A 25,570-nucleotide genomic window follows, 5' to 3' on the forward strand; every position below is an offset into this window, starting at 1 on the left:
CGGCACTGATTGTGAGTTGGTGCAGCGCGGCAACGACTTATTGCGATTTCGTGCCCCCTTTCAGCAGCGGTGAGACGGCCGCGGTAGGCGCACGAAATCGCAATAAGTCGCGCGGTGGGCGGGCTCAGTCGGTCGTGGGGATGGCGGAGGTGTCGACGCAGAGGACGCCGCGGTTGCCCTCCTGGTCGGCGATGACGGTGAGGCCCGGTGCCTGGCTGTCATCGACGACCGTCCCACCGGCTGCGACGACCGCGGCGATGCGGGAGTCGCGCGCTTCAGGAGCGACATAGACCTCCACGTGGAATCGCTCGCCCGTCGGTGCGCCCGCATCCGAAGCGGCGTCCTCGATGGCAACTTCGTCGCCCTCGTCGAACCACAGGTTCGGCACCCGCACCGTCGCGTCTCGAACCTCGTCCCCGGGCGTACCCCGCCCCTGCGACTCGGCATCACCGGTCAGCAGCGCCGCCCACACGGGCGCGACAGCGGCAGACGAGCCCACGTCCAGTCCGAGCTCGAGCTCGCTCACCGCCGCAGGGTCGGCCGTCAATCCCTGCTCGGCTGCGATCTCGGTGATCCGCCCCGCGAGATCGATGTCCTGTTGCGTCACCCACTCGACGACATACTCGGTCCCCTCGTCGTCGCGATAGATGGCATCGGCCGTGACGAGTTCGAGGTCGACGTGCCCCGACCCGACGACGACGCGCGGATGGTGCCCGACCTCGTCACCGGTCGCACCGATCGCCGCAACGAACCGCGCCGCCGCCCCGAAGTCCCCAACGACGTATCGCGCGTGCAGACCCTGCGCGAGCTTCCTCCACTCGACGAGACCCGCCTTGCCGATCGCTTCACCTCTGAGCATGTCCATGCCCAGCGACGCTATCGGTGATGGCGCGCCAAAAGGGCGCAAGGCCCCTCGCACCGAATGGTGCGAGGAGCCTTGCCAACGATCGGGCGCGAGGGTCAGTGACCGACGGCCCGCATGATCGTCTTGCGCAGGTCGGAGCTCAGACCCTGGTGGGCCGAACCCGACGTGCGGGCGCTGGCGTCAACGGCCGTGGCGTCCGGTGCCGGCACCGGGTCGCACTGGACGTCGCTGCCGTCGCCGGCCTTCCGCGGGTCGAGTGCACCCGTGAGGAGGTAGTCGGCGATGCGGTCATCGGTGCAGGAGACGCCGGACAGCGAACCCGAGTGGGTCGTGCCTCCGACGCCTTCGATGAGGACCGACTTCGGGAAGCGCTTGCGCACCTCGAGAGCGCCCGGGAAGGGCGTCGCCGCGTCGTTGGTCTCGGCGATGAGGAGGATTCCGTCGGACACCTTCGAGCCGTCGACGTTGGTGGGCGTGCCGGGTTTGGCGTCCCAGTAGCGGCAGGGCGCGTTGTACCAGGCGTTGTTCCACGCGAGGAACGGGTGCTCGTCGTGGATGGCCCACGTGTCGGAGTCCCACTTGCCCCAGCTCTTCGTCCACGAGACGTCGCTGCACTGGACCGCGAGGTAGTTCGCGAACGTGTTGTCCGAGCCCGGGCCGGTCGGGTCGCCGTAGTAGTCCTGCGCCGGACCGAAGTCACCGTTCACGGCCGCCGCGAACATGTGCGCGGTGCCGTCCCAGTCGTAGACGTAGTAGCCGGCTCCGACGAAGATGTCGTTCCACTCGGCCGCACCGAAGTTGCCGATCGGCTCGTCGGTGAGCTGGTCGAGGATGTCGTAGTACTTCTGCAGCAGCGCCGCACCGTCGGTGCCCAGGCCGTACTCGGCGTCGTGCTCGGCGATCCAGTCGAAGTACGTTGCGATGTTCTTGTCGAACTGCACGTCCTGGTTGAGGTTCGCGTCGTACCAGACGTCGGTCGGGTTCACGACACCGTCGAGGACGAACCGGCGGACGTTCTCCGGGAACATCGTCGCGTAGACCTGCCCGAGGTAGGTGCCGTACGAGAAGCCGTAGAAGTTGATCTGGTCGGCGCCGAGGGCCTTGCGGATCGAGTCCATGTCCTGGACCCAGTCCGTGGTCTTCGTGTGGTCGAGGATCTTCGCGCCGGGAGCGTTGGAGCAGTCGCGCGCGTACTGGCGCGTCTTGGCCCACCACTCACGCTTGATGCTCGGCGAATCCGGAACGTATGCCGGTCGGCCGGCTGCGAAGTAGTCGTCGTCGCAGGTGAGCTTCGGGAGGCTTTCACCCACGCCACGCGGGTCGAAGCCGATCCAGTCGTAGGGGTCGCCGCCCTGCTTCGGGATCGCGCCACCGAGGCGGGCGAGCGAGAGGCCGGAGCCACCGGGGCCACCGGGGTTGACGAGCATGACGCCCTGGGCGTCGGCGTCGGAGGTCTTGTGCGCGATGCGCGAGACCATGATCTGGATCTTCTCGCCGGACGGCTTGGCGTAGTCGAGGGGGACCGTGAGCAGTCCGCACTTCGCGCCGGCGGCTTGCAGGCTCGCCTTGACGCAGGTGCCCCAGTCGATGGGTGGCGGCGTGTAGCTGCTCGCTGCAGTCGTGGTGTTCCCGGCGGGCCGTGCCTGCGGCGCGGCAAGGGCACCCGACGCCGTGCCGACGCCGATGCCGAGGATCCCGACGGCGGCCACTGCGGTGACCAGTTTCCTCATTGAAACTCTCCTCTGTGCGTGAGTGGGCCGTCTCGTGGCGGTCCTCGGGACACGTTGCCGCACCCCGGCGCTCATCGGGGCGATCGCACAGAAGTTTTTGAGATTCGGGCGCGGTGGCGGCGGAGCGAGCGCGAGGTGGGCGGACGGCATACTCGGCTCATGGAATCCGGCGCGCTCGACTCGACCACGGTCCTCGTCCTCAACGGACCCAACCTCAACCTGCTCGGGGAGCGCGAGCCCGAGATCTATGGCCGCGAGACGCTCGCCGACGTCCACGCGATGTGCCTCGACGCGTGCACGCGCGCGCGGCTGACGCTCGAGTTCCGGCAGAGCAACCACGAGGGCGTGCTCATCGACTGGATCCAGGAGGGGCGGCGCGGCATCGCGGGGCTCATCCTCAACGGCGCCGGCTATACGCACACATCGGTCGCGATGCGTGATGCCCTTTCCGCGGTCGAGGTGCCCAAGGTCGAGGTGCACATCAGCGACATCCACGCACGCGAGGAGTTCCGGCACTTCAGCTACCTCACCGACGTCACCGACTTCCAGATCATCGGTCGCGGTGTCCGCGGCTACGTCGAAGCCATCGAGTGGGTTGCGGCACAGCGTGATTGACCTTCCCGCGCGCTGGAGCAGCGATGCCTGGCGGGCCGAGCTCGAGGTCTGGCTGCTTCCCGCGATCGAGGCCACGGGTCGTGTCGTCACGGGTGAGCTCGTGCAGGAGCGGGTGCGCTTCTGGTCGACAGTGCTGAGCATCGAGACCGATCAGGGCAAGGTCTGGGTCAAGGAGAACGCACCCTCGCAGGCGTTCGAGGCCGCGCTGGCGCAGGCCGTCGAAGCCATCGCGCCCGGGACGGTCGCACCGATCGTGGCCCTCGAACCGTCCCGTGGATGGCTGGCCACTGCAGATCTGGGTATGCCGTTGTGGCACGACGACACGATGCCTCCCCCGAGTGAGTGGTTGCCGATGGCGCGCCAGTTCGCGTCGGCTCAGCGTGCGCTCGCGGCTCACGAGGACGCCCTGTTGGCAACGGGATTGAGCCGCTTCCCGAAGGAGCCGGACGACGTCGTGGCGTGGGTCGAGCGGCTGCTCGCCGAGCTCGTCCACCTGCCCGACGAAGATCCGCGACGTCCGAGCGCGACGGAAGCGGACGGCATACGCGATGGTTTGGGTCGCGTCCGCGACGCCGCCGCGACTCTTGTCGCGAGCGGGCTGCCGGATTCGTTGCAGCACAACGACCTTCACCTCGGCAACGCATTCCGGCTCGGTGACGGGGCGGCGTTCATCGACCTCGGTGACGCGCTGTGGACGCATCCGCTGACGGTCGCGCGCATCCCGGTGTGGATCCTGCGCGGCCGGCGCGAGCTTCCGGCGGATCACCCTGACCTCGTGGCGCTGACCGATGCGTTCCTCGAACCGTGGACCGACCTCGCCGACCTGGACACCCTCCGTGGGCTCATGCCGGCGGCTGACCGGATCTCGTGCCTGCATCGGGCCGAGTCGTGGCGGCGCCTCATCGCCGACGTGCCGCTCGAGTGCGTCGACGAGCGGTTCAGGCGCTCCGTGACCGAGTGGCTCATTGACGCGACCGCGCCCGATCCCTTCTCCTCCGCCACCTCTCACTAGACACTGAAGTCATGTGGTGGATCGTCATCGGTCTGGTGGTCGTCATCGCGCTGCTCGTGTGGTGGCTCGACCGGCGAGGCAGTACGGGGATGAGCCAGAACGGCTCGACGGACACTGTCGCGGGTGCCGTGGGCCAGGTCTCGCACAAGTACGGTCCCGACCGCGGCGGCTACGGCGGTTTCTGACCTGCGCGGGTCTAGATTGAGAGTCCGCAGCCCACTCCGGGCTCGGGGAGGGGAATCGTCATGAAGTGGTTGATCGTCTTCGTTCTCGTCATCGCGGCTCTCGCGTGGTGGCTCAACCGTCGCGGCTCGACCGGCATTTCGCAGAACGGGTCGACCGACACCACTGCAGGGGCGCTCGGCTCCCATGTGCACCGGGACAACAACGGTGCCGGCATGGGCGGCGGCATCTGACCTGCCCAAGGCGGTTCGCGAACCGCTTTGTGCTGCCCTGAGCAGGGGCAACGCTCGTGACTTCTCAGTATTAGTAGGACGTCCTACTATTTCGGTATGACACAGACGTCCCCTGAGCTGCACGTGCCGACGAACCCGGTCCGCATCGTCACCGCATCGAGCCTGTTCGACGGCCACGACGCGTCGATCAACATCATGCGGCGGATCATGCAGAGCCAGGGCGCCGAGGTCATCCACCTCGGCCACAACCGCTCCGTGCAGGAGGTCGTCGACGCGGCGATCGAGGAGGACGTCCAGGGCGTCGCCGTCAGCTCCTATCAGGGCGGCCACGTCGAGTACTTCGAGTACCTCGTCCAGCTCCTCCGCGAGGCCGGCGCCGGCCACGTCAAGGTCGTCGGCGGTGGCGGCGGCGTCATCGTCGCCGACGAGATCGCCCGACTTCGCGAGGCGGGCGTGACGATCTTCAGCCCCGAGGACGGCCAGCGCCTCGGCCTCGTCGGCATGATCAACACCGTCATCGAGGACTGCGACACCGACCTGTATGCCGTCCGCTCGGCTTCCGTCGCCGGCGTCCTGTCGGGCGACCGGGCCGCCGTCGCCCGCGCCATCACCGGCGCCGAGACGCACAAGCTCAGCGACGACGACCGCGCCGAGCTCGCGCGCGCCGCAGAGGCAAGGCACGTCCCCGTCCTCGGCATCACCGGCACCGGTGGCTCGGGCAAGTCGAGCCTCACCGACGAGCTCGTCCGCCGCCTGCGCGTCGACCAGCAGGACAAGCTCCGCGTGGCGGTCGTCGCCGTCGACCCCACCCGCCGCAAGGGCGGCGGCGCATTGCTCGGGGACCGCATCCGGATGAACTCGCTCGACGGCGACCGCATCTTCTTCCGCTCCCTCGCGACCCGCGGCGGCCGCGAGGTGCCCGAAGCGCTCGAGGACGTCATCACGATCCTCAAGGCGGCGGCATACGACCTCATCGTCATCGAGACGCCCGGCATCGGTCAGGGCGACGCGGCGATCGTGCCGTTCGCCGACGTGTCGATGTATGTCATGACGCCCGAGTTCGGCGCGCAGAGCCAGCTCGAGAAGATCGACATGCTCGACTTCGCCGACCTCGTCGCCATCAACAAGTTCGAGCGGCGCGGCGCCATGGACGCGCTGCGCGACGTCGGCCGCCAGCTCGTCCGCAACCGCAACGCCTTCGGCAAGAAGCCCGAGGACATGCCGGTCTTCGGCACCTCCGCCGCGACGTTCAACGACGACGGCGTGACCGCGCTCTACCAGGAGCTGCGGCGCCTGCTCTCCGAGAAGGGCCTCGAGTTCTCCGAGGGCGTCCTGCCGCCCGTCTCAGTGAGGCATTCGTCGGTGCTGCGCCAGATCGTTCCCGCCGCGCGCGTGCGCTACCTCTCGGAGATCGCCGATACCGTCCGTGGCTACCACTCGCAGACCGAGGCGTATGCCGCCCACGCGCGTCGCGTGCAGCGGCTCGAGTTCGTGGACGACGAGCTCGCGGCGGCCGGTCACGAGGACCACGCGGTCGATGCTCTGCTTGTCGAGGCGCGCAAGGCGCTGCCGACCGAGGTGGGCGAGGCGATCGAGAACTGGCCCGCGACCGTCGAGGCGTATGCCGGTGACGAGCAGGTCGTGCGGATCCGCGACAAGGAGCTGCACACGTCGCTCGTCAAGGAGTCGCTGTCGGGCAACAAGATCCGCCGCGTCTCGGTGCCGTCGTTCGCCGACCACGGAGACCTCGTGTCGTTCCTGCGGCGCGAGAACCTGCCGGGCTTCTTCCCGTTCACCGCGGGCGTCTTCCCGTTCAAGCGCGACAACGAGGACCCGGCGCGCATGTTCGCCGGCGAGGGTGACCCGTTCCGGACGAACCGCCGCTTCAAGCTGCTGTCCGAGGGGCAGCCGGCGACGCGTCTGTCGACGGCGTTCGACTCGGTGACGCTCTACGGCCGCGACCCCGACCCGCGCCCCGACATCTACGGCAAGGTCGGCACGTCCGGTGTCTCGATCGCGACGCTCGACGACATGAAGGCGCTCTACGACGGGTTCGACCTCACGTCACCGTCGACGAGCGTGTCGATGACGATCAACGGCCCGGCGCCGACGATCCTCGCGTTCTTCCTCAACACGGTCATCGACGGTGAGCTGGCGAAGTTCAGCGAGCGCGAGGGGCGCGAGCCCAACGCGGAGGAGGCAGCCGGCATACGGGCGCATGCTCTGGCGTCGGTGCGCGGCACGGTCCAGGCGGACATCCTCAAGGAGGACCAGGGGCAGAACACGTGCCTGTTCTCGACCGAGTTCTCGCTGCGGATGATGGCCGACATCCAGGAGTGGTTCATCGAACAGCAGGTGCGCAACTTCTACTCGGTGTCGATCTCGGGCTACCACATCGCCGAGGCGGGGGCGAACCCCATCAGCCAGCTGGCCTTCACGCTGGCGAACGGGTTCACGTATGTCGAGGCGTACCTTGCGCGCGGCATGGACATCAACGACTTCGCGCCGAACCTGTCGTTCTTCTTCAGCAACGGGATGGACCCGGAGTACTCGGTCATCGGTCGGGTGGCTCGCCGGATCTGGGCGGTCGCGATGCGTGAGAAGTACGGCGCAAACGAGCGGTCGCAGAAGCTGAAGTACCACGTGCAGACGTCGGGTCGGTCGCTGCACGCGCAGGAGATGGACTTCAACGACATCCGCACGACGTTGCAGGCGCTCATCGCGATCTATGACAACGCGAACTCGTTGCACACCAACGCTTTTGACGAGGCCGTGACGACCCCGGGTCCGGACTCGGTGCGTCGGGCGCTGGCGATCCAGATGATCATCAACCGTGAGTGGGGGCTTGCGATGAACGAGAACCCGCTGCAGGGCTCCTATGTCATCGACGAGCTCACCGACATGGTCGAGGCCGCGGTGCTGGCGGAGTTCGACCGGATCTCCGAGCGCGGGGGAGTGCTCGGGGCGATGGAGACCGGCTACCAGCGCGGCAAGATCCAGGACGAGTCGATGCTCTATGAGCACCGCAAGCATGACGGGTCGCTGCCGATCATCGGCGTCAACACGTTCCGCAAGCCCGACGCCGAGGGTGGCACCCCGCAGCACGTCGAGCTCGCTCGTGCGTCGGAGTCCGAGAAGGAGTCCCAGCTGGCCCGGGTTCGGGCCTATCGCGAGGCGCACTCGGTCGAGGCCGAGGAGGAGCTGGGCCGGTTGCGTGAGGCGGCGATGTCAGGTGACAACGTGTTCGCGGTGCTCATGGACGCGGCGCGGGTGTGCACCCTGCAGCAAGTGACGGACGCCTTCTTCGAGGTTGGGGGCCAGTACCGCCGCAACGTCTGAACTCGGCATTGCTAACTGTTCTGTTGCTGGAGGTTGGTCACCACCGTGTCCATGTCGAGCGTTTCGATCTGCTCGAACCGGAGTCGTAACCGGCGACGCCACAGTGCTCCGAGGATTGCTTGAGGAAGAAGCCAACCGCCGGACATGCCAAGCCACAACAGACCCGCCGCCAGCGAGAGCCAGCCCGAGGCTGTCTCAGGGTCGACAACAATCAGCATGATCAGGAGGACGAGCCAAATCACGGTCGCAATCAGGGTCGTCTTGGGGTAGAAGCCTCCGAGGTCGATTCCGCCTGCGGACGAGACAGCTTGGTACTCACACCACACCTTCTTGCCCCACAGGATCCCCGACTGGAGGCCCCAGAGCATAGCCACTGCCGTGACGGCCAGACCGACTGCGAGAGTTACAGAGCGGACGCGGTCAACGGTGAACCAGCGCGATCCGAACAGCACCCAGATGACCATGAATGTAAAGAGTGCGTACGTAGCGGATGGCAGCCAGAGTGAGGGTCGGCGCCAATTGGCTCGGCGCCAGTTGGCTCGCGCGACGACGACGACGCGCCAGAGCACCCAGGAGGCGAACAAGCCTGCAATCACCCAAGTCAGCACATCCTGCGGGGTTCGACGCATCCAAGCGTCGATCCAAGACGAGACCTGTTCGAGCACTCCGAAGTATTGAGCGGCAAAGATGAGCACTGCGAAACCGAACACGCCGATGGTGAGTGTCCTGCTCGGCACCTGGTTTTCGCGTGGGATCGCAGAGAAGATCCGAATCGTCTCGCGCAATAGTGGCACGACAACGCCGATGACTGCCGCGACCGCACACACCCACCCGACGTGTGCGATCCAGTCGCCGGCTGCGTCGCCCCGCTGAGGGGAAAGGCCCCAGATCGCGAGGGCGACCGCCGGCGCCCAGGCCAGCACGGGAGCGCCGCCCTCACAAAGTTTGTCGGTTAGCGACATCAGAGCCGGTCTGCCGACGTATCGCACCCCGACCAGCGAGAGGCTGCATCTCTCACGCAACGATCGCCACCACCAGTTCCTCAGAATCGCGTCGACCGATGTCTGGGTGTCAGCCCATTCGTGCAGGCGACGGAGGGCGCGGAACTGGACTGCGTTCAGGCGTCGCTCCCACTGCTCTGGCGACGACGAAACGTCAGACGGCCGTTGGGCGAACGCGACCGTCACGGCGCGCCACTCGCCCACAGACAATGCTGGGTCGGTGCTTTCCACCGCGAAATAGCGCCGCTCCCAGAAGCGACGCTCTGATGTCTTGGCGAGTCCGTCCTCCCACCTCCACCGAAGGAGGTGGATGCCTAGGAGAGCCTTGGACTCAGCGCGCCAGCCGATGGCAAACGCGTTGGTGGCGATGTAGCCACCGATCAGGAACAGTGCCATCACGGCTGACGCAACCAGTGCGCCGATGAATGACCAGAGTTCAGACATGCCGATCACCCCTTTCTGAGAAGAGGCTGACATCCGCCACTGACAGGGGCGATTTGCGGACTAGGAAGTCTGCCTACGCCAAAGCTGCGTCCATCAGACTGTCATGAATCAAGGCAAGGTCATCACGCCCGACATCGCCCCCGACGCTGCAGGCGCTCATCGCGATCTATGACAACGCGAACTCGTTGCACACCAGCGCTTTTGACGAGGCGTTGACGACGCCGTCGGCGGACTCGGTGCGTCGGGCGCTGGCGATCCAGATGACATCAACCGTGAGTGGGGATCGCGATGAACGAGAACCCGCTGCAGGGGTCGTACGTCATCGACGAGCTGACCGACATGGTCGAGGCGGCGGTGCTGGCGTAGTTCGACCGGATCTCGGGGCGTGGGGGAGTGCGCGGGGCGATGGAGACGGGCTGCCAGCGCGGGAAGATCCAGGATGATTCGATGCTCTATGAGCACCGCAAGCACGACGGGTCGCTGCCGATCATCGGTGTCAATACGTTCCGCAAGCCCGACGCCGAGGGTGGCACGCCGCAGCATGTCGAGCTCGCGCGGGCGCCGGAGTCCGAGAAGGAGTCGCAGCTGGCCCGGGTCCGGGCGTACCGGGAAGCGCACTTGGTAGAGGCGCAGGAGGCCTTGGGCCGGCGGTGCTCATGGACGCGGCCCGGGTGTGCACCCTCCAGGAGGTGACAGACGCCTTCTTCGAGGTCGGAAGTCATTGCCGCCACACCGCCTAGAGCCCGCGTCGACGTCACGTGGCGACGCTAGGGAAGTTGACGCCGTACGCACATCGTATGTACACTCCTTTAATCCAGTAATTAAGGAGAGTCGCCATGCCCAGCGAAAACCCGTTGGCGGAAGTTCCGATGAGTCGAGAGTCGCGGCTAAATCTACGCGCCACTACGAAGCAGGACACCCTCATTCGTCTCGCGGCCAAGGCGAGCAGTAAGACAGTGACTGATTTTGTCCTGGACAGCGCTAGTGTCGCAGCCGAGCAAATACTTGCTGATCGCAGGTGGTTTCTCTTGGATGAAGCGGCTTGGGCTGCATTCGAAGACTCGTTGGAGCGGCCGGTGGTCCTAAAGCCCCGACTTCGGGATCTTGTGTCTGACCCTGCTAATCATTTCGCTTCTGACGAATGAACAGAGAGTTTGCGCGACCCCGGAAGCTTGTGGCGGCCGATGGGGTATCGTCATTTGATTGCGGCCAACTGGACCTGAATGAGTGGATTCAACGCCACGCACTCACTAGCCAAAATGCAGGCATGTCCACTGTCTTCGTATCGTCAGACTTGGAAACACGCAAGATCCAGGGCTTCTATGCGCTAGCGACCGGCGGCGTGGAGAATGCGGCGGCGCCGGCACGTATTACCAAGGGCGTCCCTAGGCATCCTGTTCCCGTTATTCTTCTGACTCGGTTAGCCGTCGATTCAAGTGCGCAGGGTAAGAACTTGGGCCGCAGCTTGCTAGTGGACGCCTTGGCCCGGGTCAACGCGGCAGCGGACGAGGTAGGCGTTCGCGCTCTTCTAATTCACGCAAAAGACGACGATGCACGTGCCTTCTACATGCACTTAGCGGAGTTTGAGCCCTCACCTACCGACCCACTTCATCTCTTCCTGCTAATCAAAGATCTTCGGAAAGCTCTGCAGTAGCCTGCAGAGGATCTTGGCGACTAGTCCAAATACCGGCGCCGCCATTGGAGCTTTCGATTCTCGCTCCTAACTCGACGATCCAGTCCGCGGGCATCACGTGATCAACAAACCAGTCCGAAGGTTCGCGACGCAATCGCCAAAGGTAGGCGCCTAAGGTCCGCTCGCCTACAGAATCGAATGCAATATCGGCAAATTCGAGAGCCCTCTCATTATCGCCGATCAAGTGATGGGCCAGCATAAGGTTGCAGAGCACCACCGTGGAGTCAACCACGCGTCCGGACAGCGACTCCTCGAGAAGAGGGACCGCCTGAGTTGGCTTGTCCAGAATGATGCAAAAGGCATAGTTGTTTTTAAGTGTTGGGTCCTTGGGGCTGAATGTTCGTGCAGCCTCAAACAGTGCAGCCGCTGCGGTCCTGTCTCCACCATGCAAAAGCTCTAGTGCTTGCTCCGTGAGGGCAGCCGTGATACTCGGGTCCGTGCCGGACTCAACTGAAATCGTAGATTCGGCGATTGCACGGGCGACACGGTCAACATGGACGGGTCGTTCTCGCAGTATTTGCGTTTCTATCGGAGAATCCACTTGCCCTGAAACAATCAGGTACTCACGCCGAAGGCTGGAAGGTGCCCAAGATGCCAGATAGGTCTGCGTGAAGCGGTCTACGAACCATTGCCAGGTCTCGACGGCCTCTTCGTCGCGTTTGACCGGCCTTATTTCGTCGAATGTTGGTCGCCACGCGATCAGATCCTCCAACGGGGCCGACTCGAGCCATGAGTCGATATACCGTTGCGCTTCGCCCTGAATGGCCGAACGAAAGTATCCCCCGACCTCAGAGGCATTATTTTCGGATTCACCGAATATGCGTCGCCACCGGAGGTAGTGAGGCCAACTGTCGGCGCGCTCATCAGGGGACCGATCTTGGTACGTGAGGAAACTTGCCAAGCCAACCTTTACTCTGTCACCGAAGCCATGGCGTACGAGCGAGTCGAGGTCGATGCCGCGCTGCCCTAGTGCCGCTAGTGCAGATGTCGCAAAGACTTGGCGTTTCAGAACGAGACGCCCGGACGAATTGTACGGATGGGTGCGCATGCATCGGTCAACTTCTTGGAGGAGCGAAGACGTATGCCATAGCGCATCGGGATGTCTAGTCGGCTCACTCAGCGCGATTCGCTTCGCATCAAAGTCGTCGGCCTGAGCCGAGGGTGCGCTTCGTCCCCGACGAAGCAGCCCAGCAAGCGCTTCTCGACAAGCCGGATGGCAAGTGGGCGGTGGAGTTTCGCTCGCGTTTGCGATGGGGCAGTCCTCGTGAGGGCGGGGTCCCGACCCGCACTCGTCGACGTAACGGAGCAGTGCAACGGTCTGCAGTTCCAAGGGATCAACGGCCACGTCGATACCTTTCCACAAGTCTCATGCGGAAGGGTTCAGTACACGGCTCCCCATGGAATGGTCGTCGAGTCTCGGACTGCGTGACCACCGGGCGCCGGGCGTCTGCACGTTGGTGCGTGTCCACTCTTCCCAAGTGACACACCATCGGAGCTTCTCGACACTAAAGCAGTGCCGACGTGGTGGCAGAGGCGAATCTCAGGGCGGCGTCGAGGCGGAGGAGTTGTTCGGGGTCGCAGCGAGCGGACGGCATTGAGATGGAGAGGCCAGCGACGGCTTGACCTGATGAGTCGCGAACTGCTCGGCCGGTGGCAACGACGCCTTTCTCGGAAATTCCGCGGTTGACTGCCAGACCTCGCGCACGGATCCGGGCAAGCCTGCGGAGCAAGCGCGGCACGGCAGGGCGCTCGGTCTCGCGGCCGGCATACCGTTCCGCTGAGGACAGCTCCTCCACCCTGGCATCACTCAGTTCAGCCAGCAGGATCTGCCCGCCCGTCACCCGATGAGCCGGGAACACCATCCCTCCCGTGAACCCACCCGCAGCGCCTGCGGCGACTCCACCGAGGCGATGAACCGCGCAGTGTCCTCGGTGCGGATCGTCAGGTTCACCGTCTCACCGACCAGCGCCACCAGGTCGTGCATCGGCCCCAACGCTGCCGCCCGCAGAGCGGACGTCTCCGACGGCGAGTTCCCCGCCAGTTCAAGCACCGGCCCCGCCCGATACCCACGGTCGGCGTTCTGCACCGCGAAGTCGCGATAGACGAGCATCGCCAGCAGCCGGTGTGCCGTGGACCGCGCCACCCCCAACCGCTCAGCCGCCTCCGCCACCGTCAGCCCACCTTCGAGCTGCAGCCACGTCGCAAGCCGCAGCGCATGGTCGACGGAGGTCACGGCATTCGTGGGTTTGGGTCTTGAGCTTTCGCGCGCTCACGACCACCAGTCATGCACCAGCCATTCTGCTAGGCAGAATTTGCTGTTCCGCTTCACGGGACGAGCCCACTCTCGAACGCATGGCAACGGCGCCCACCCCCACCCCACAGCCCATCCGAGTACGCCCGGCCTGGCTCGTGATCCCGCTCTGCTGGGTCATCGTGGTCTTCGACGGCTACGGACCTCATCGTCTACGGGACGACACATCCTCGATCCTCGCCGAGCCCGGTTGGGGCTACCACCGCCACCACCGCCGGCGTCATCGGGAATCTCGCGTTCCTCGGGATGCTCGTCGGGGCCCTGGCCCCCGGCCGCCTCGCCGACGCGCTCGGCCGCCGCCGCACGATCCTCTGGTGCATGCGTGGTTCTCGCTCTTCACAGCTCTTTGCTACGTCGCCCCGACGCTGAGACGTTCGGCGCCGGCATCGGCGCGGCGTTCGAGGGCCGTGCGGGGATCCCTGCTGATGGGTGCCACGTCTGAGGACTGCGGGATGATCACCGCATGACCGTGGACGTGCAGGTGGAGATCGTTATCGACCGCCCCATCGCCGAGGTGGCCGCGTACGCAGGCGACCCGAGCAACGCCCCCGAGTGGTACTCCAACATCACCTCGGTGGTCTGGCAGACGCCACCGCCCGTCGCAGTCGGCTCGACCATGGACTTCGTCGCCCAGTTCCTCGGTCGCACCCTCTCCTACACCTACCGCGTCGTCGAGCTCGAGCCCCAGCGCCGACTGGTGATGCGGACGACCGACGGCCCCTTCCCGATGGAGACGACCTACGCCTGGACCGAGGTCGGCGAGACGCGAACCCGCATGACGCTGCGCAACCGCGGTGAACCTGCCGGGTTCGCGAGGCTCACCGCGCCCATGGTCGAGCGCGCCATGCGACGTGCGACGACGAAGGACCTCGAGAGGCTCAAGGAGCTTGTCGAGAACCGATAGGTCATCAGCCCGTCGCGAGGGTCGGGGCCAGCCCGGGCCCCGTCCGACGGGCTCGCCCACCCGGAGGGTTGCCGGACCGTCACCGATGCTGGGTTACTGGTTTGGTGCCGCGTGTCCCCCAGCCGGGGTGACACCGCCCAGATCGACGATGTCTCCGAATGCGACGCACGCCCATGCTCCAGTGCGCGCAGGAGGAGTCATGCACCACCCACGTCGTCGTACGCCGCAGTTCTCACAGCGGTCGGGGCCCTGCTCGGCGCCCTCGGCACGTCGAGTGCCACCGCCGCCGCTCCACTGTCGACCGACAGCAGCGAGGTCGTCCACTGGAACCAGGTCGCGGCGAGCACGCTCGGAGCGATCCCCGGTCCCGACGGCGGTGCGCCGCCCGCGTTCCAGATCAACATGGGCATGGTGCAGGGCGCCGTCTATGACGCGGTCAACGCGATCGGACGAGTGACGTACCGTCCCTACAAGCTCGAGACCCGGACGGGAGCGCGAGCCTCCGAGGACGCGGCAACCGCCACTGCGGCATACGACGTCATCACGTGGCTGCTCTCCACGGCACCGGAGCGGGTGCCCTTCCCCACGCGGGCCGCGCTGATGGGCACGGTGAACTCGGCCTACGACGCCTCGCTCGACGCCATTCCCAACAACGCCTTCAAGCGTCAGGGTGTGGCCGTCGGCCACGCGGCGGCGGCGGCCATGCGCGCCGCGAGGGAGGGTGACGGCCGCTTCGGACCGTCAGCGTGGGTGTCGAACACGGCTGCAGGACACTGGCAACCGCTCGTCGTCAACGGCGCACCCGCACTCGACCCGACCCCGTGGGCGGGCAACGTCACGCCGTTCCTGATGACGAGCCCCTCGCAGTTCCGGTCGGCGCCGCCGCCCGCCCTGGGCAGCATGCAGTGGGCCAACGAGTTCAACGAGGTCATGGCGCTCGGCAGGGGCACGGACTCGACCCGCACCGACTTCCAGACCTACATCGCTAGGTGGTGGCAGAGCGCACCGGTCTTCAGCTGGAACGAGGTGGCCCGACAGCTCATCACCCGGGCCGGTCTCAACGCCGAGGACAGCGCCCGCCTGCTGGCGCTGCAGAACATGGCCGGCGCAGACGCCGCCATCAACTGCTGGAACGACAAGTACCACTTCGACTTCTGGCGGCCGTGGAACGCGATCCCCGCTGACGCCACCCACGACGACGACAACCCGCTGACCCAGGAGGACCCGACATGGACCGCCCTCATCACTGCGCCCTACCCGGAGTGGACCTCGGGACACAACTGCCTCGACGCCTCGCACGCCCTGGTGCTGCGGGCCTGGTTCGGTGACGACCCCGTCGGCGGACCGTTCCAGATCACGAGCACGGCAACGAACCACGGCGGTGCCGCCGTCCGCACGTTCGACACGTTCACCCAGCCGCTCACCGAGCTCATCGAGGCGCGGATCTGGGCAGGTCTGCACTACCGCAGCGCCGACGTGGCCGGGCAGCTCCTGGGCCGCAACGTGGCGAGCTCCGGCATGGCGCACTACCTCCAGCCCGTGGGATCCGGTGGGTGACCGCCTCTGATCCGTATGCCGCGCGACGGGGTCCGCTTCCAGCGGGCCCCGTCGTCGTGCTCACCGAGCGCCGGTCGCAGACCCGGCCCTCGAGTCGCGGCTAGTCGAACGCCTGACCGGCGGCAGCCTTGCGCTCGGCGCGGTTCTGCGCGAGCAGGTCGCGCAGCTCCGGGTCGGACTGCACGAGGTAGACGAGACCGCAGTTGTGCGGCCCGTCCGCCCCCGGGAAGCACAGACTGCACGGGTCGCCCGGCCGGATCGGGCAGGCCGGTTGTGGACGTCGGGACATGGCACCTCCTGCTCCACCCACGCTAAAGAGAAGTGCGCGAGCCGACCCGGGCCCTTCGTCCCGTTCTCTGCGACGCGCCGCCGCCAGACCTCGCGAACCCGCCCGCCCATCGGCTCCGCCCCATCCCAGTCCGCCGGCTGACAGAGTGACGTGGGTGAGCGAGTGGTTCCTCCCCACCTCGGAGCGGCCGTGGACGGCCGGGAACCTCGTCGTCCCCCGGGTCCACGGAGCCGGCTACTTCGCCCGGCTGCTCGAGCTCGTCGAGGCGACCACCAACGGCGACCGGATCTTCCTCACCGACTGGCGCGGCGACGCCGACGAGCGCCTCACCGCCGACGGCCCGACCGTCGCCGACCTCCTGAAGTCAGCGGCCCACCGCGGCGTCGAGGTCCGCGCCCTTCTGTGGCGCTCGCACCCCGGCCGGCTCAACAGCGAGGAGAACAACGAGCTCGGTCAGGTCATCAACGAGGCCGGCGGCGAAGCCCTTCTCGACGAGCGGGTGCGCCGCGCCGGGTCGCACCACCAGAAGCTCGTCGTCGTCCGCTTCAAGGGCCGGCCACAGGACGACGTCGCCTTCGTGGGCGGCATCGACCTCTGCCACGGCCGACGCGACGACGCCGACCACCACGGCGATCCGCAGGCACCGCCGCTCGACGAGCGCTACGGTCCGACCCCGCCCTGGCACGACGCGATGGCCGAGATCCGCGGACCGGCCGTGGCCGACGTTCTCGAGACGTTCGCCGAGCGCTGGGACGACCCGACCCCGCTCGACCACCGCAACCCCTACCGGGCGGTGCACCACCGCATCGTGCGCATGCCACGTCACCCCGAGCCGCTGCCGCAGCGCTGGGACTCGCCGCCGGAGGCAGGCCCGCACCAGGTCCAGGTGCTGCGGACCTACCCACGCAAGCGGCCGGCATACCCGTTCGCCCCGGAGGGTGAGCGGTCGATCGCGCGCCTATACGCGGGCGTGCCAGCGGGCGCGTCGACTCATCTACATCGAGGACCAGTACTTCTGGTCCGACGTCGTCGCGGCAACCCTCGCCGAGGCGCTGCGACGCGAGCCGGAGCTGCAGGTCATCGGCGTCGTGCCGCGCTACCCGGAGGAGGACAACCGGGTCTGCGGCCCACCGATGATGTACGCGCAGCGACTCGCCTGGGACGCGCTGCACGAGGCGGGCGGTGACAGGTTCGCGCTCTTCGACCTCGAGAACGCCGAGGGCACACCGATCTATGTCCACGCCAAGGTCTGCGTCGTCGACGACGAGTGGATGACCATCGGCTCCGACAACCTCAACCGCCGATCCTGGTCGCACGACTCGGAGGTCACCTGCGCCGTGGTCGACGAGGACGGAGAGCTGCCTCGCTCACTGCGGACCTCGCTCTGGGCCGAGCACCTCGGCCTGCCCGACGACGACCCGCGGCTGGCCGACCCCAGCACAGCCATGGAGCTGTGGACAGAGCGCGAGGGCGCCCCCGGTAGCCGCATCCACCGGCACGTCCCGCCCGTCCTGTCGCGGCGCACGCGCGCGTGGGCGCGACCGGCATACCTCGCGCTCTACGACCCGGACGGCCGGCCGCGCAGGCTCCGCGGGACGACCGACTTCTGAGCAGGGTCGGGGGAGGGTGAGCCCACCCGGGCCGTGGGTCCGTGGCACCGACGGTGCCGACGGACCATCGACGCATACCCCTGCTTGGGTCGACACTGGAGGCGACTTCGATGTCAGGAGGTTCGGGCGATGAAGAACATGCGATGCCTCATGGGACGCCACACTTGGGAGCGACACGTCACCCCCGGCATGGGTGGACCGAGCGCGGTCTTCCACACCTGCAGTCGGTGCGGCACCGAGAAGCCGGTGCACGAGCCCGCGAAGTACCTCTCGCGCGTGATCCCCGGCTGACCCGGCCCACCGTCCGCAGTCCAAACCACGACGTATGCCGGTCGCTCACGGCATACGGCAATCGTCACGTCGGCGACCCGAGCGACACGAGGCGTTGACACGACTGGCGCGCGGGCGTCACCGTGGGCGAAGCGTCAACGCCCACTCGGGGAGGCCGTCATGTCCACGTCGATCTTCGTCCGCATCGACTCGATCAAGGGGGAGTCGCGCGAGCGCGGCCACGAGGACGAGATCGAGGCGGTGTCGTGGTCGTGGGGCGTCGCCCAGGCGACGGGCGCGGGTGCCGCCGGGCGCGGTGCCGGCCGGGTGGGGCGACCGACGTTCTCGGAGTTCACCTTCGCGCACCACCTCGACGCCGCCTCGCCGCTGCTTCTGAAGGCCTGCGCGACCGGGCAGCGCGTCCCGAAGGCGCGGGTCACGGTGCGCAGGGCGGGTCACGGGCAGCACGACTTCCTCGTCATCGACCTCACCGAGGTGGGGGTGGCGAGCGTCGCCACCGCGATCGACACCAATGCCACCCACGAGGTCGTCGTCCTCACCTTCGCGAAGGTCAGCCTCGACTACGTCCCTCAGGGAGCGGACGGCCGGCCCGAGCCCGCCATCCGCTTCACCCACGACCTCAGGACGCGCTGAACGGACTGAAGGGGCTGAACGGGCTCACACTCGGCGCGGCCAGCGGTGCGGCCGTCGCCTCGGCGGCAGCGTCACCCGCCGGACCCGAGACCCCGGTTCCAGCAGCCGACGTCGCGTTCTCCTTCTCGAGCGCGTCGGTGAGCAGCGACACGAGCGCCTCGAGCTGGACGTCCGCCGACGACCCGACCTCCTCATCGGACCCGTCGAGCGCCCGAGCAGCCAAGCCAGCCTTGTCGTCGATCAGCTGCGCCAACTGCGAGTCGATCGTCTGCGCCGCGATGATCCGCCACGCCGTGACCGGCTCGGTCTGGCCGATGCGGTGCACGCGGTCGATGGCCTGGGTCTGCTCGGCCGACGTCCACGACAACTCGGCCAGGACGACGTTGGACGCCACCTGGAGGTTGAGACCAACACCCGCCGCGGTCAGCGAGCAGACGATGACCGAGACCGACGGGTCCTCGAGGAACGCCTCGATGTTCGCCTTGCGCACCTTCGGCGTCTGGTCGCCGCGGATCGAGGCGTAGCCGATGTCGCGCTTGGCGAACGTCGCCTCGGCCACGTCCATGACGTCGAGGTGCTTGGCGAAGAAGACGACCTTGCCGACGTTGCGCGCGAGCTGTGCGGCGTAGTCGGCGGCGAGTTCGGCCTTGGCCTGGCCGATCTTGCGCATGAGGGTGAAGACGTTGTCGCCCTTGTCGACGCCGTTGCCGGTGTTCTTGAGCTCGGCAGCAGCCACGCGTCGCACCAGCCCGAGGTCGATGCCATCGACGAACGCGCCCGAGTCCGCGCCGCCGCCCACACCGCTGAGCGACGTCGCCTGCGCACGCGCCGCCAAAGTCGACTCGTAGCGCTCGACCAGCCGCGCCGCCAGCTCCGCCTCGGCCGCCCGGATCGAGCGACCCATCGCACCATCGAGCTCGACCGGGAGGTCGGCCACGCGACGGGCCGGGATGTCCGCAGCCACGTCGACCTTGCGCCGGCGCACGATCCCCTGGTTGATGACGGCCGTGCGGGCTGCCGAATAGAAGCCCGGATCGGACGGCGCAAGCCCCGTCGCCTCGAGCGCGGCCATGAGCGCGGGCCGCGGCTTCTTGTCGTCGATCCAACCGAGGAACTGCCAGATCGCCCGGAAGTCCTCGATGTCGTTGATGAGCGGCGTACCCGTCAGCGCCATGAACAGCGCCCGCGGGATGCGCTCGCGGATGCGTTCGGACAGCGCCAGCACGTGCTGCGACCGCTGCGACGTCTTGTTCTTGATGAAGTGCGCCTCGTCGACGACCATGCCGCGGAAGCCGTGCGACCCGAGCCAGCCGACGTGCCGATCGAGGATCTCGTAGTTGACGATGACGATGTCCGCGAAGCCGTCGATCGAGTCGCCGTCACCGTGGACGACGGTCGCCGTCCGCCGCGGCGTCCACAGCGCCGCCTCGTGTGCCCAGTTGGCCTTGACGACGTTGGGCACGACGACGAGCAGCGGGAACGCGTCGGCCGCATTCGCGGCGAGCAGCGCCTGCGCCGTCTTGCCGAGACCCGGCTCGTCGGCGAGCAGGAACGTCCGGTGCCCGTCCGCCGCGGCACCGACAAGTTCGGCCTGGTGCGGCATGAGCACCAGGTCCTTGATGCCGTGCACGACCTCGGACGCCTCGGGCAGCGGCATCGACGTCGCGTCACCGCCGTACTCGAACGACCGGAACAGCGGGCTCAACAGCTCCCAGCTCGCGAGTCGGTTCGTCGCCGGGCGCGGCGTACGCGCCGCCGAGAAGTCCGGCGCGAGGAACGGATTGGCCAGCTGGCGCGCGATGACCGTCGCGGGGACGGCGCGTCGGGTCGCCACGGCGGGCAGCTCACCCGACTCGGCCTCGGGCTCCGGCTCGGGCTCCTCCTCGACCTCACGCCCGGCCGCGCGGAGCATGTCGTTGCGCATGCTCGCGGCCGTCGGCGACACGGTGGCACCGTCGGCGAGCAGCGCGAGCAGTGAGGTGTCGCGCGCAGCGGTCTTCGCGAGAATCGTCGCGATGCCGTCGAGCCGCGTCATGACGTTCGTACGCTCGGCCTCGGAGATGGTCGCGTCGGTCTTGACCCGCGCCCTTTCCTCCCGCACCAGAAGAGCAACCACTTGGTATGCCGTCCGCTGCGTCGGGCGGATCTTCCCCCGTTGCGCTGCCGCTTCCACCTGACGAACCGTCTTCGCGAGGACGGGGATGATGCCCTCGCCGTCGCGGGGGTCACGGGTGTCGGAACGACGTCGATCGCGCGACGATGCCTGCGTGGCACCGCCTCGTCGAGCTGCTCGCTGAGCCAAGCGAATCCTTCTTCGTCTCGGACACGGTGCGTGCCTGCGCAGGCAGACCCGGCGACCGTGTGAGGGGCGACGCACCGCCGAGCCGAGAGAACGGCATACCGGCCAAGAAACTGACGTGCGCCGGGTCGGTGTCGATCACGACCGAACACGACCCCGCGGCCCCATGTCGCGGATGCGTCCTCGTCGAACAACGGGACGCACCCCCAAGGTTACGCGTTCCGGGCCGAAATGGCGCACTTCCGCCGTTCTGTGGTGTCAGGAGCGCACGAGCTGTCCGACCCGGCCGATGGCGAGGTCGACGTCCCAGTCCGGCGGGGGAGCGGTGCGGTCGACGGACACCACCGCCTCGGCCACCATGGCCGCCAGCGCCGGGGGCAGCTCCTGACCGGAGGAAGCCAGGAGGAAGTCACCGAGCCCGAGCAGCTCCCCGGCCCGCTCGGCGTCCGAACCGGCCAGCGCACAGCCCGCGCCGCACGCGGCCTCACCGACGGTGCCGGGGGCCGTCGCCGGGTGCGGACCCGACAGCGACCTGCGGAACCACCCGAGGGCCTCGTCGGTCCGGCCGACGAGCAGCGCCGACCACCCGGCGTTGACGGCTGTGGCGGTGGTCGGTTCGATGCCGAAGCGCTCGCGTGCGTCCTGTGCTGCCGCGGTGAGGAGGTCGAGCGATTCGGCCGGCTGTCCGGCGTCGAGCAGGGCGAGGGCCACCTTCGGCACCACCGTGACGGAGTGGACCGCCGACCGGATCAGGCCGATGCGCGCGAGGGCGTCGTGCGCCCCTCGGACGGCCGCGTCGGTCTCGCCCGCGGCGGCGTCGACGACTGCCCGCGTCGCGATGATCTCCGGGAGCAGGCTCGTCCCGGCTGCCGCGACCCGCCGTCCCTCGTCGAGGTGGGCGCGCGCCGCGTCCAGATCCCCGGAGACGTATGCCGTGATCGCACCCAACAGGGCCAACATCCCCATCCATTCCGGGTCGCCGACCAGGACCCGACTGAGCCGGTCGTGGTGCGTGGGGCTCCAGTCCGGCTCGAGGCGGAACGCGCCACGACAGATCTCGAGGCGGGCCCGTTGGCGCTCCGACAGACCGGGTCGGGCGAGCACGATCGCGGTCCAGTGCAGGCCGATCCCACTGGCCTCGACGAACTGCCACCGACGGCACAGCGCCAGCGCGATGTCGCCGGCCGCGCGGTCGTCGCCCACCTCGAGGGCGTTCGCCAGAGCCTCCATGTGGTCCTCGTGGGTCCGGCCGACGTGCTCGACGAGTTGGTCGGACAGAGCGGCGTCGCGCCACACCCCGGCAAACCATCGGCGGTGCAGGCGTCGGGTTCGCTCGACCTCCTCGGACCGCTCCAGTTCGTCGAGGGCCAGGTCGCGCACCGTGCGCAGCATCAGGAACGAGAGGCGCTCCGGCTCCCGCACCACGCGAATCAGGTTGTGCCGAGCCAGTTCTCGCACGGCATGACCCGCATCGCGCACGCCGTCACCGATCACCGCCTCCGCCGCAGCGACGGTGAACGGCCCCGCAAAGACACCGAGCCGCCGCAGGACCACGCGGGCATCGGGTCCCAACCGTCCGATGCCCCAGTCGAGCGCCTCACGCAGGGAGCGATGGCGCTCGTCCCGCCCGTGGTCGACCGAGGTGATGTCGAGGGCGTGCGCCGCAACGTCCCGCAACGACGCGAGGGGGGCGGACCCAGCGGCGCCGGCGATGAGCTCGAGCGCCAACGGCAGCCCATCGAGCCGTCGCGCGACCTGAGCGATCATCCGCAGGTCTGCCTCGGCGACGTGGTCGGCGTCGGGCAGGTCGCCCCGGTCGACGAGGTGCTGGGTGAGGAGTTGCACCGCGGGCGCCTCGCGCAACGCCTGCAGTGGACCTGCGGGGTCGGCCGTCGGCAGGGGATCGACGACGATCACCTGCTCGCCCACGACGGAGAGTTGCACGCGTGAGGTGACGACCAGCCGCACCCCGGGACAGTGGGCGAGGACGAGGGCGATGAGCTCGGCGACCGAACCCAGGACCCACTCGGCTTCGTCCACGAGGATCGTCGCCGTCGACGTCCGCAGCGTCGCGAGCAGTGCCGCGACCGGGTCGTCGCCTGTGAGGGACAGCCCCGAGGCGAGGGCGACATCGGCGGCCAGATCGTCGATCGGGAGGCCCGCATGGGCTCCGAGCGCGACGTGGGCCACCTCGACCGTCGGCATGAGCGCTCGCCCCACCTCCCCGAGCAGTCGGGACTTGCCGACCCCGCCCGGGCCGGTGAGGGTGACGAGACGTCGACCCGACTCGAGGGCATCGAGGACCGTGCGCACCTCGGCGGCCCGGCCCACTGTCAACGACGTCGCCGCGGGGATCTGGCGACCGGGGTGGAGTGCGACGAGGCGCGGGCCTGGCGGCGTTGTTGGGTTGCGGTCCAGCGACGGGTCCTGCTGGAGGACGCGGGCGTGCAACTCCCGGATCGTCGGCCCGGGCTGCACGCCGAGCTCGTCGCGCAGCGCGCGGCGGAGCGTGTCGTGGACGTCCAGGGCTTCGCCCTGTCCGAGAATCCGGTATGCCGCTCGCATGGCGAGGGCGGCCGCCTCCTCATCGAGGGGGTTGGCGAGGAGGAGGGACTGGGCGAGGTCGCGGGCGGCAGTGTCCGATTCCCGTTCGCCGAGGCCGAGCATCAGGTGGCACAGGTCGGCGCTCGCCTTCCGCCGCAGGTCCTCGAGGCGGGTGCGTTCGGCGACGACGAGGTGGTCCGCGACGCCTTCGTAGGCCCGCTCGCCGTGCCACAACCCCAACCCTTCCCGGAGGGAGGCGATGGCCTCGTGCGCGTTCGGCGCCTTGTCGGGTGAGGCGCCCGCACCGACGTTCGCGCCCGCCCTCGCGACGAGGTCCGCGAAGACGTCGGCGTCCGTGCTGACGTCCGCGGGCACGGCATAGCCGAGGTCTCCGCTCACCACGAGGTCGGCGCTCGTCTGGCGTCGGAGCCTCGCCACGGCAGTATGGAGGGCCGTCGCCGTCAGGCCGAGTGCCTCGTCACCCCAGACGAGGTCGAGGAGGGTCTCGCTGGCCACCGCCGTCCCCCGACGCGCCACCAGGACGGCGAGGAGGTCGCGCGACCGAGGGCCGCGGGGCGTGACGACCCCGGCGTCGACCTCGGCCCGAAGGGGCCCGAGCACCCCAACCCGCACCGGCCCATGCAACCACACGTGTGCGCCTCCACGGCCTCGGTCAGGGAAAGCCGGAACGGTGCCTCGGCATCGCGCGGGGGAGCGGCGCCGAGACGTCGCAGCCAGGCGATGACGGGCCGGTTGTCCGGGTGCACGTGGGCATGGATCTCCCGGGCGCCGGCGCTGCGGGCCTCGTGCGTGACCCGCTCGAGGAGCCGCTTCCCGATGCCCTGCCCCTGCACGCAGTCCGCCACCTCGACGGCGACCTCCACGGCCAGTGGATCGTCCGCGAGCCGGATCCAGCGCGCCAGCCCCACCGGGCGTCCGTCGACCCGGGCCACGAAGACCTCGTGCCGTCCCGGTGACACCTCCGACAGGCGAGCGGCCATCGACGCGGTGAGACGCGGCATACCGGTGTGGAATCGCAACCACACCGAGGCGGGAGACAGCTGGCCGAAGACCTCGTGGACGGTGCGGGTGTCTCCGCGGGCGAGGGCGTCGATCATCACGGGGCGAGTCGTCGTCGTCATGACCGCGAGGGTGGCGAGGTGACCTGTCGTCGACCTGTCGCGACCGGGACAGGTGTCGCCGAACCGGACACCCGCCACCCGTCGCGCAATGACAGGATGACGACCATGCAGATCGACAAGACCTCCGCCATCGTCACCGGCGGTGCCTCCGGCCTCGGCGCCGCGACGGCGGCCGCCCTCGCCGCCAAGGGTGCCCACGTGTACGCGCTGGACCTCCAGCAGAGCATCGAGCAGGCCCCGCAGGTGGACGGCGTCACCTACGTCCCGACCGATGTCACCGACGAGGAGCAGGTGCGCGCAGCCGTGCAGCAGGCCAGCGCCGACGCCGAGGCGCCGCTGCGCATCGTCGTCAACTGCGCCGGCATCGGCCCGAGCGCCCGCATCCTCGGCAAGAAGGGCGTCCATGACCTCGCCCTCTATCGCAAGATCATCGAGATCAACCTGATCGGCTCGTTCACGGTCCTCGCCATCGCCGCCGAGGCCATCGCGACCACCGAGGCCGACGAGCATGGCCAGCGCGGCGTCGTCATCAACACGGCGAGCATCGCCGCGTTCGATGGTCAGGTTGGCCAGGCGGCCTACAGCTCGTCCAAGGGCGGCATCGTCGGCCTTACGCTCCCGGCGGCACGCGACCTCGGTCAGTACGGCATCCGCGTCTGCACCATCGCCCCCGGCATCGTCGAGACGCCGATGCTCGCGACGGTCGCCGAGGAGTTCCGTGCGGCCCTTGCCGCCGGTGTGCCGTTCCCGCAGCGCCTCGCGCGCCCGGACGAGTACGCCCAGCTCGCGCTCTCGATCATCGACCACGACTACCTCAACGGCGAGACGATCCGCATGGACGGCGCCCTCCGGATGGCCCCGCGCTGACGCTGCAA

General features: G+C 68.1%; 23 protein-coding genes and 2 pseudogenes. 15 read left to right on the forward strand and 10 right to left on the reverse strand.

Annotated features, from left to right (window positions below; translation table 11 throughout):
* Positions 1–124: 124 nt before the first annotated feature.
* Both N803_RS07540 and N803_RS07545 read right to left on the reverse strand, forming a co-directional pair.
* On the reverse strand, positions 125–865 hold the full coding sequence (locus N803_RS07540; protein ID WP_035903867.1) for a VOC family protein: 741 nt from the start codon (positions 863–865) through the stop codon (positions 125–127).
* Positions 866–960: 95 nt separating this feature from the next.
* Positions 961–2,595 (reverse strand): alpha/beta hydrolase, encoded by a 1,635-nt coding sequence (locus N803_RS07545; protein ID WP_035903868.1) that lies wholly within the window; start codon positions 2,593–2,595, stop codon positions 961–963.
* A gap of 159 nt (positions 2,596–2,754) precedes the next feature.
* On the opposite strand from N803_RS07545, the gene aroQ reads away from it, so the two are divergent.
* From aroQ to icmF, 5 genes are all read left to right on the forward strand, one after another.
* Complete coding sequence (aroQ, locus tag N803_RS07550) at positions 2,755–3,210, forward strand: type II 3-dehydroquinate dehydratase (RefSeq protein ID WP_035903869.1); 456 nt, start codon at positions 2,755–2,757, stop codon at positions 3,208–3,210.
* Complete coding sequence (locus N803_RS07555; protein ID WP_035903872.1) at positions 3,203–4,222, forward strand: phosphotransferase; 1,020 nt, start codon at positions 3,203–3,205, stop codon at positions 4,220–4,222. Before aroQ ends, N803_RS07555 begins: the two co-directional genes overlap by 8 nt.
* Before the next feature lie 11 nt (positions 4,223–4,233).
* Complete coding sequence (locus N803_RS18260; RefSeq protein ID WP_156969685.1) at positions 4,234–4,407, forward strand: hypothetical protein; 174 nt, start codon at positions 4,234–4,236, stop codon at positions 4,405–4,407.
* Positions 4,408–4,467: 60 nt separating this feature from the next.
* The gene (locus N803_RS18265) at positions 4,468–4,638 is read left to right on the forward strand and encodes a hypothetical protein (protein ID WP_156969686.1); all 171 of its coding nucleotides are present in this window, start codon (positions 4,468–4,470) and stop codon (positions 4,636–4,638) included.
* A 96-nt stretch (positions 4,639–4,734) separates the two neighbouring features.
* Positions 4,735–7,977, forward strand: coding sequence for a fused isobutyryl-CoA mutase/GTPase IcmF (icmF, locus tag N803_RS07560; RefSeq protein WP_035903873.1), 3,243 nt, complete (start codon positions 4,735–4,737; stop codon positions 7,975–7,977).
* Between the two features lie 11 nt (positions 7,978–7,988).
* Here the strand turns inward: icmF and N803_RS07565 are convergent, their stop codons facing one another.
* Positions 7,989–9,422, reverse strand: a complete 1,434-nt coding sequence (locus tag N803_RS07565) for a hypothetical protein (protein WP_156969687.1) — start codon at positions 9,420–9,422, stop codon at positions 7,989–7,991.
* Positions 9,423–9,568: 146 nt separating this feature from the next.
* On the opposite strand from N803_RS07565, the pseudogene N803_RS19005 reads away from it, so the two are divergent.
* The 4 genes and pseudogenes from N803_RS19005 to N803_RS17920 all read left to right on the forward strand — a co-directional run.
* Positions 9,569–9,673: pseudogene (locus tag N803_RS19005) on the forward strand (methylmalonyl-CoA mutase family protein); the annotation flags it as partial.
* Positions 9,674–9,827: 154 nt separating this feature from the next.
* Positions 9,828–10,115 (forward strand): methylmalonyl-CoA mutase family protein, encoded by a 288-nt coding sequence (locus N803_RS19010; protein ID WP_035903875.1) that lies wholly within the window; start codon positions 9,828–9,830, stop codon positions 10,113–10,115.
* Between the two features lie 176 nt (positions 10,116–10,291).
* Positions 10,292–10,567: a type II toxin-antitoxin system TacA family antitoxin gene (locus N803_RS19175; protein ID WP_425402402.1), complete on the forward strand. Its 276-nt coding sequence runs from the start codon at positions 10,292–10,294 to the stop codon at positions 10,565–10,567.
* A 122-nt stretch (positions 10,568–10,689) separates the two neighbouring features.
* Positions 10,690–11,076, forward strand: coding sequence for a GNAT family protein (locus N803_RS17920; protein ID WP_211253473.1), 387 nt, complete (start codon positions 10,690–10,692; stop codon positions 11,074–11,076).
* Here the strand turns inward: N803_RS17920 and N803_RS18270 are convergent.
* Both N803_RS18270 and N803_RS19180 read right to left on the reverse strand, forming a co-directional pair.
* Entirely contained in the window at positions 11,048–12,163 is a 1,116-nt protein-coding gene (locus N803_RS18270) for a hypothetical protein (RefSeq protein WP_156969688.1), read from the reverse strand. The genes N803_RS17920 and N803_RS18270 overlap by 29 nt on opposite strands.
* Before the next feature lie 457 nt (positions 12,164–12,620).
* Positions 12,621–13,348 (reverse strand): annotated as a pseudogene (locus N803_RS19180) (IclR family transcriptional regulator).
* A 541-nt stretch (positions 13,349–13,889) separates the two neighbouring features.
* Between N803_RS19180 and N803_RS07580 the strand changes: the two are divergent.
* Both N803_RS07580 and N803_RS07585 read left to right on the forward strand, forming a co-directional pair.
* On the forward strand, positions 13,890–14,330 hold the full coding sequence (locus tag N803_RS07580) for an SRPBCC family protein (RefSeq protein WP_035903878.1): 441 nt from the start codon (positions 13,890–13,892) through the stop codon (positions 14,328–14,330).
* A 111-nt stretch (positions 14,331–14,441) separates the two neighbouring features.
* Positions 14,442–15,887 carry a vanadium-dependent haloperoxidase gene (locus N803_RS07585; protein ID WP_035903879.1) on the forward strand — a complete coding sequence of 482 codons (1,446 nt, stop codon included), beginning with the start codon at positions 14,442–14,444 and terminating at the stop codon, positions 15,885–15,887.
* A 100-nt stretch (positions 15,888–15,987) separates the two neighbouring features.
* On the opposite strand, the gene N803_RS07590 is transcribed toward N803_RS07585, so the two are convergent.
* Both N803_RS07590 and N803_RS18710 read right to left on the reverse strand, forming a co-directional pair.
* Positions 15,988–16,176, reverse strand: a complete 189-nt coding sequence (locus N803_RS07590; RefSeq protein WP_035903880.1) for a DUF6767 domain-containing protein — start codon at positions 16,174–16,176, stop codon at positions 15,988–15,990.
* A gap of 364 nt (positions 16,177–16,540) precedes the next feature.
* Positions 16,541–16,951 (reverse strand): hypothetical protein, encoded by a 411-nt coding sequence (locus N803_RS18710; protein WP_211253476.1) that lies wholly within the window; start codon positions 16,949–16,951, stop codon positions 16,541–16,543.
* A gap of 163 nt (positions 16,952–17,114) precedes the next feature.
* On the opposite strand from N803_RS18710, the gene N803_RS18715 reads away from it, so the two are divergent.
* From N803_RS18715 to N803_RS07600, 3 genes are all read left to right on the forward strand, one after another.
* Positions 17,115–17,786: a phospholipase D-like domain-containing protein gene (locus N803_RS18715; RefSeq protein WP_211253477.1), complete on the forward strand. Its 672-nt coding sequence runs from the start codon at positions 17,115–17,117 to the stop codon at positions 17,784–17,786.
* A 129-nt stretch (positions 17,787–17,915) separates the two neighbouring features.
* Positions 17,916–18,077, forward strand: a complete 162-nt coding sequence (locus N803_RS18275) for a hypothetical protein (RefSeq protein ID WP_156969689.1) — start codon at positions 17,916–17,918, stop codon at positions 18,075–18,077.
* Between the two features lie 159 nt (positions 18,078–18,236).
* Complete coding sequence (locus N803_RS07600) at positions 18,237–18,710, forward strand: Hcp family type VI secretion system effector (protein WP_035903883.1); 474 nt, start codon at positions 18,237–18,239, stop codon at positions 18,708–18,710.
* On the opposite strand, the gene N803_RS07605 is transcribed toward N803_RS07600, so the two are convergent.
* The 3 genes from N803_RS07605 to N803_RS18870 all read right to left on the reverse strand — a co-directional run bounded on the left by N803_RS07605 (position 18,697) and on the right by N803_RS18870 (position 24,695).
* Positions 18,697–21,012: a DEAD/DEAH box helicase gene (locus N803_RS07605; protein WP_084764231.1), complete on the reverse strand. Its 2,316-nt coding sequence runs from the start codon at positions 21,010–21,012 to the stop codon at positions 18,697–18,699. The genes N803_RS07600 and N803_RS07605 overlap by 14 nt on opposite strands.
* Before the next feature lie 255 nt (positions 21,013–21,267).
* The gene (locus N803_RS07610; RefSeq protein ID WP_245617080.1) at positions 21,268–24,069 is read right to left on the reverse strand and encodes an ATP-binding protein; all 2,802 of its coding nucleotides are present in this window, start codon (positions 24,067–24,069) and stop codon (positions 21,268–21,270) included.
* Entirely contained in the window at positions 24,015–24,695 is a 681-nt protein-coding gene (locus tag N803_RS18870; RefSeq protein ID WP_245617082.1) for a GNAT family N-acetyltransferase, read from the reverse strand. The genes N803_RS07610 and N803_RS18870 overlap by 55 nt, the downstream gene beginning before the upstream one ends.
* 105 nt (positions 24,696–24,800) lie before the next feature.
* Here N803_RS18870 and N803_RS07615 point away from each other — a divergent pair, with 105 nt between their 5' ends.
* Positions 24,801–25,562: an SDR family NAD(P)-dependent oxidoreductase gene (locus tag N803_RS07615; protein WP_035904022.1), complete on the forward strand. Its 762-nt coding sequence runs from the start codon at positions 24,801–24,803 to the stop codon at positions 25,560–25,562.
* Positions 25,563–25,570: the final 8 nt, after the last annotated feature.

Source organism: Knoellia subterranea KCTC 19937 (genome assembly GCF_000768685.1).
In the GTDB taxonomy this organism is placed as follows: domain Bacteria; phylum Actinomycetota; class Actinomycetes; order Actinomycetales; family Dermatophilaceae; genus Knoellia; species Knoellia subterranea.

Bases quoted from the DNA above. Each gene is read 5' to 3' on its own strand.
- N803_RS17920 (WP_211253473.1), top strand. From the start codon at position 10,690: ATGTCCACTGTCTTCGTATCGTCAGACTTGGAAACACGCAAGATCCAG.
- N803_RS18265 (WP_156969686.1), top strand. From the start codon at position 4,468: ATGAAGTGGTTGATCGTCTTCGTTCTCGTCATCGCGGCTCTCGCGTGG.
- N803_RS07540 (WP_035903867.1), bottom strand. From the start codon at position 865: ATGGACATGCTCAGAGGTGAAGCGATCGGCAAGGCGGGTCTCGTCGAG.
- icmF (WP_035903873.1), top strand. From the start codon at position 4,735: ATGACACAGACGTCCCCTGAGCTGCACGTGCCGACGAACCCGGTCCGC.
- N803_RS07565 (WP_156969687.1), bottom strand. From the start codon at position 9,422: ATGTCTGAACTCTGGTCATTCATCGGCGCACTGGTTGCGTCAGCCGTG.
- N803_RS07600 (WP_035903883.1), top strand. From the start codon at position 18,237: ATGTCCACGTCGATCTTCGTCCGCATCGACTCGATCAAGGGGGAGTCG.
- N803_RS07615 (WP_035904022.1), top strand. From the start codon at position 24,801: ATGCAGATCGACAAGACCTCCGCCATCGTCACCGGCGGTGCCTCCGGC.
- N803_RS19010 (WP_035903875.1), top strand. From the start codon at position 9,828: ATGGAGACGGGCTGCCAGCGCGGGAAGATCCAGGATGATTCGATGCTC.
- N803_RS07590 (WP_035903880.1), bottom strand. From the start codon at position 16,176: ATGTCCCGACGTCCACAACCGGCCTGCCCGATCCGGCCGGGCGACCCG.
- N803_RS18270 (WP_156969688.1), bottom strand. From the start codon at position 12,163: ATGCGCACCCATCCGTACAATTCGTCCGGGCGTCTCGTTCTGAAACGC.
- N803_RS18260 (WP_156969685.1), top strand. From the start codon at position 4,234: ATGTGGTGGATCGTCATCGGTCTGGTGGTCGTCATCGCGCTGCTCGTG.
- N803_RS07580 (WP_035903878.1), top strand. From the start codon at position 13,890: ATGACCGTGGACGTGCAGGTGGAGATCGTTATCGACCGCCCCATCGCC.
- N803_RS19175 (WP_425402402.1), top strand. From the start codon at position 10,292: ATGAGTCGAGAGTCGCGGCTAAATCTACGCGCCACTACGAAGCAGGAC.
- N803_RS18870 (WP_245617082.1), bottom strand. From the start codon at position 24,695: ATGACGACGACGACTCGCCCCGTGATGATCGACGCCCTCGCCCGCGGA.
- N803_RS07545 (WP_035903868.1), bottom strand. From the start codon at position 2,595: ATGAGGAAACTGGTCACCGCAGTGGCCGCCGTCGGGATCCTCGGCATC.
- aroQ (WP_035903869.1), top strand. From the start codon at position 2,755: ATGGAATCCGGCGCGCTCGACTCGACCACGGTCCTCGTCCTCAACGGA.
- N803_RS18275 (WP_156969689.1), top strand. From the start codon at position 17,916: ATGAAGAACATGCGATGCCTCATGGGACGCCACACTTGGGAGCGACAC.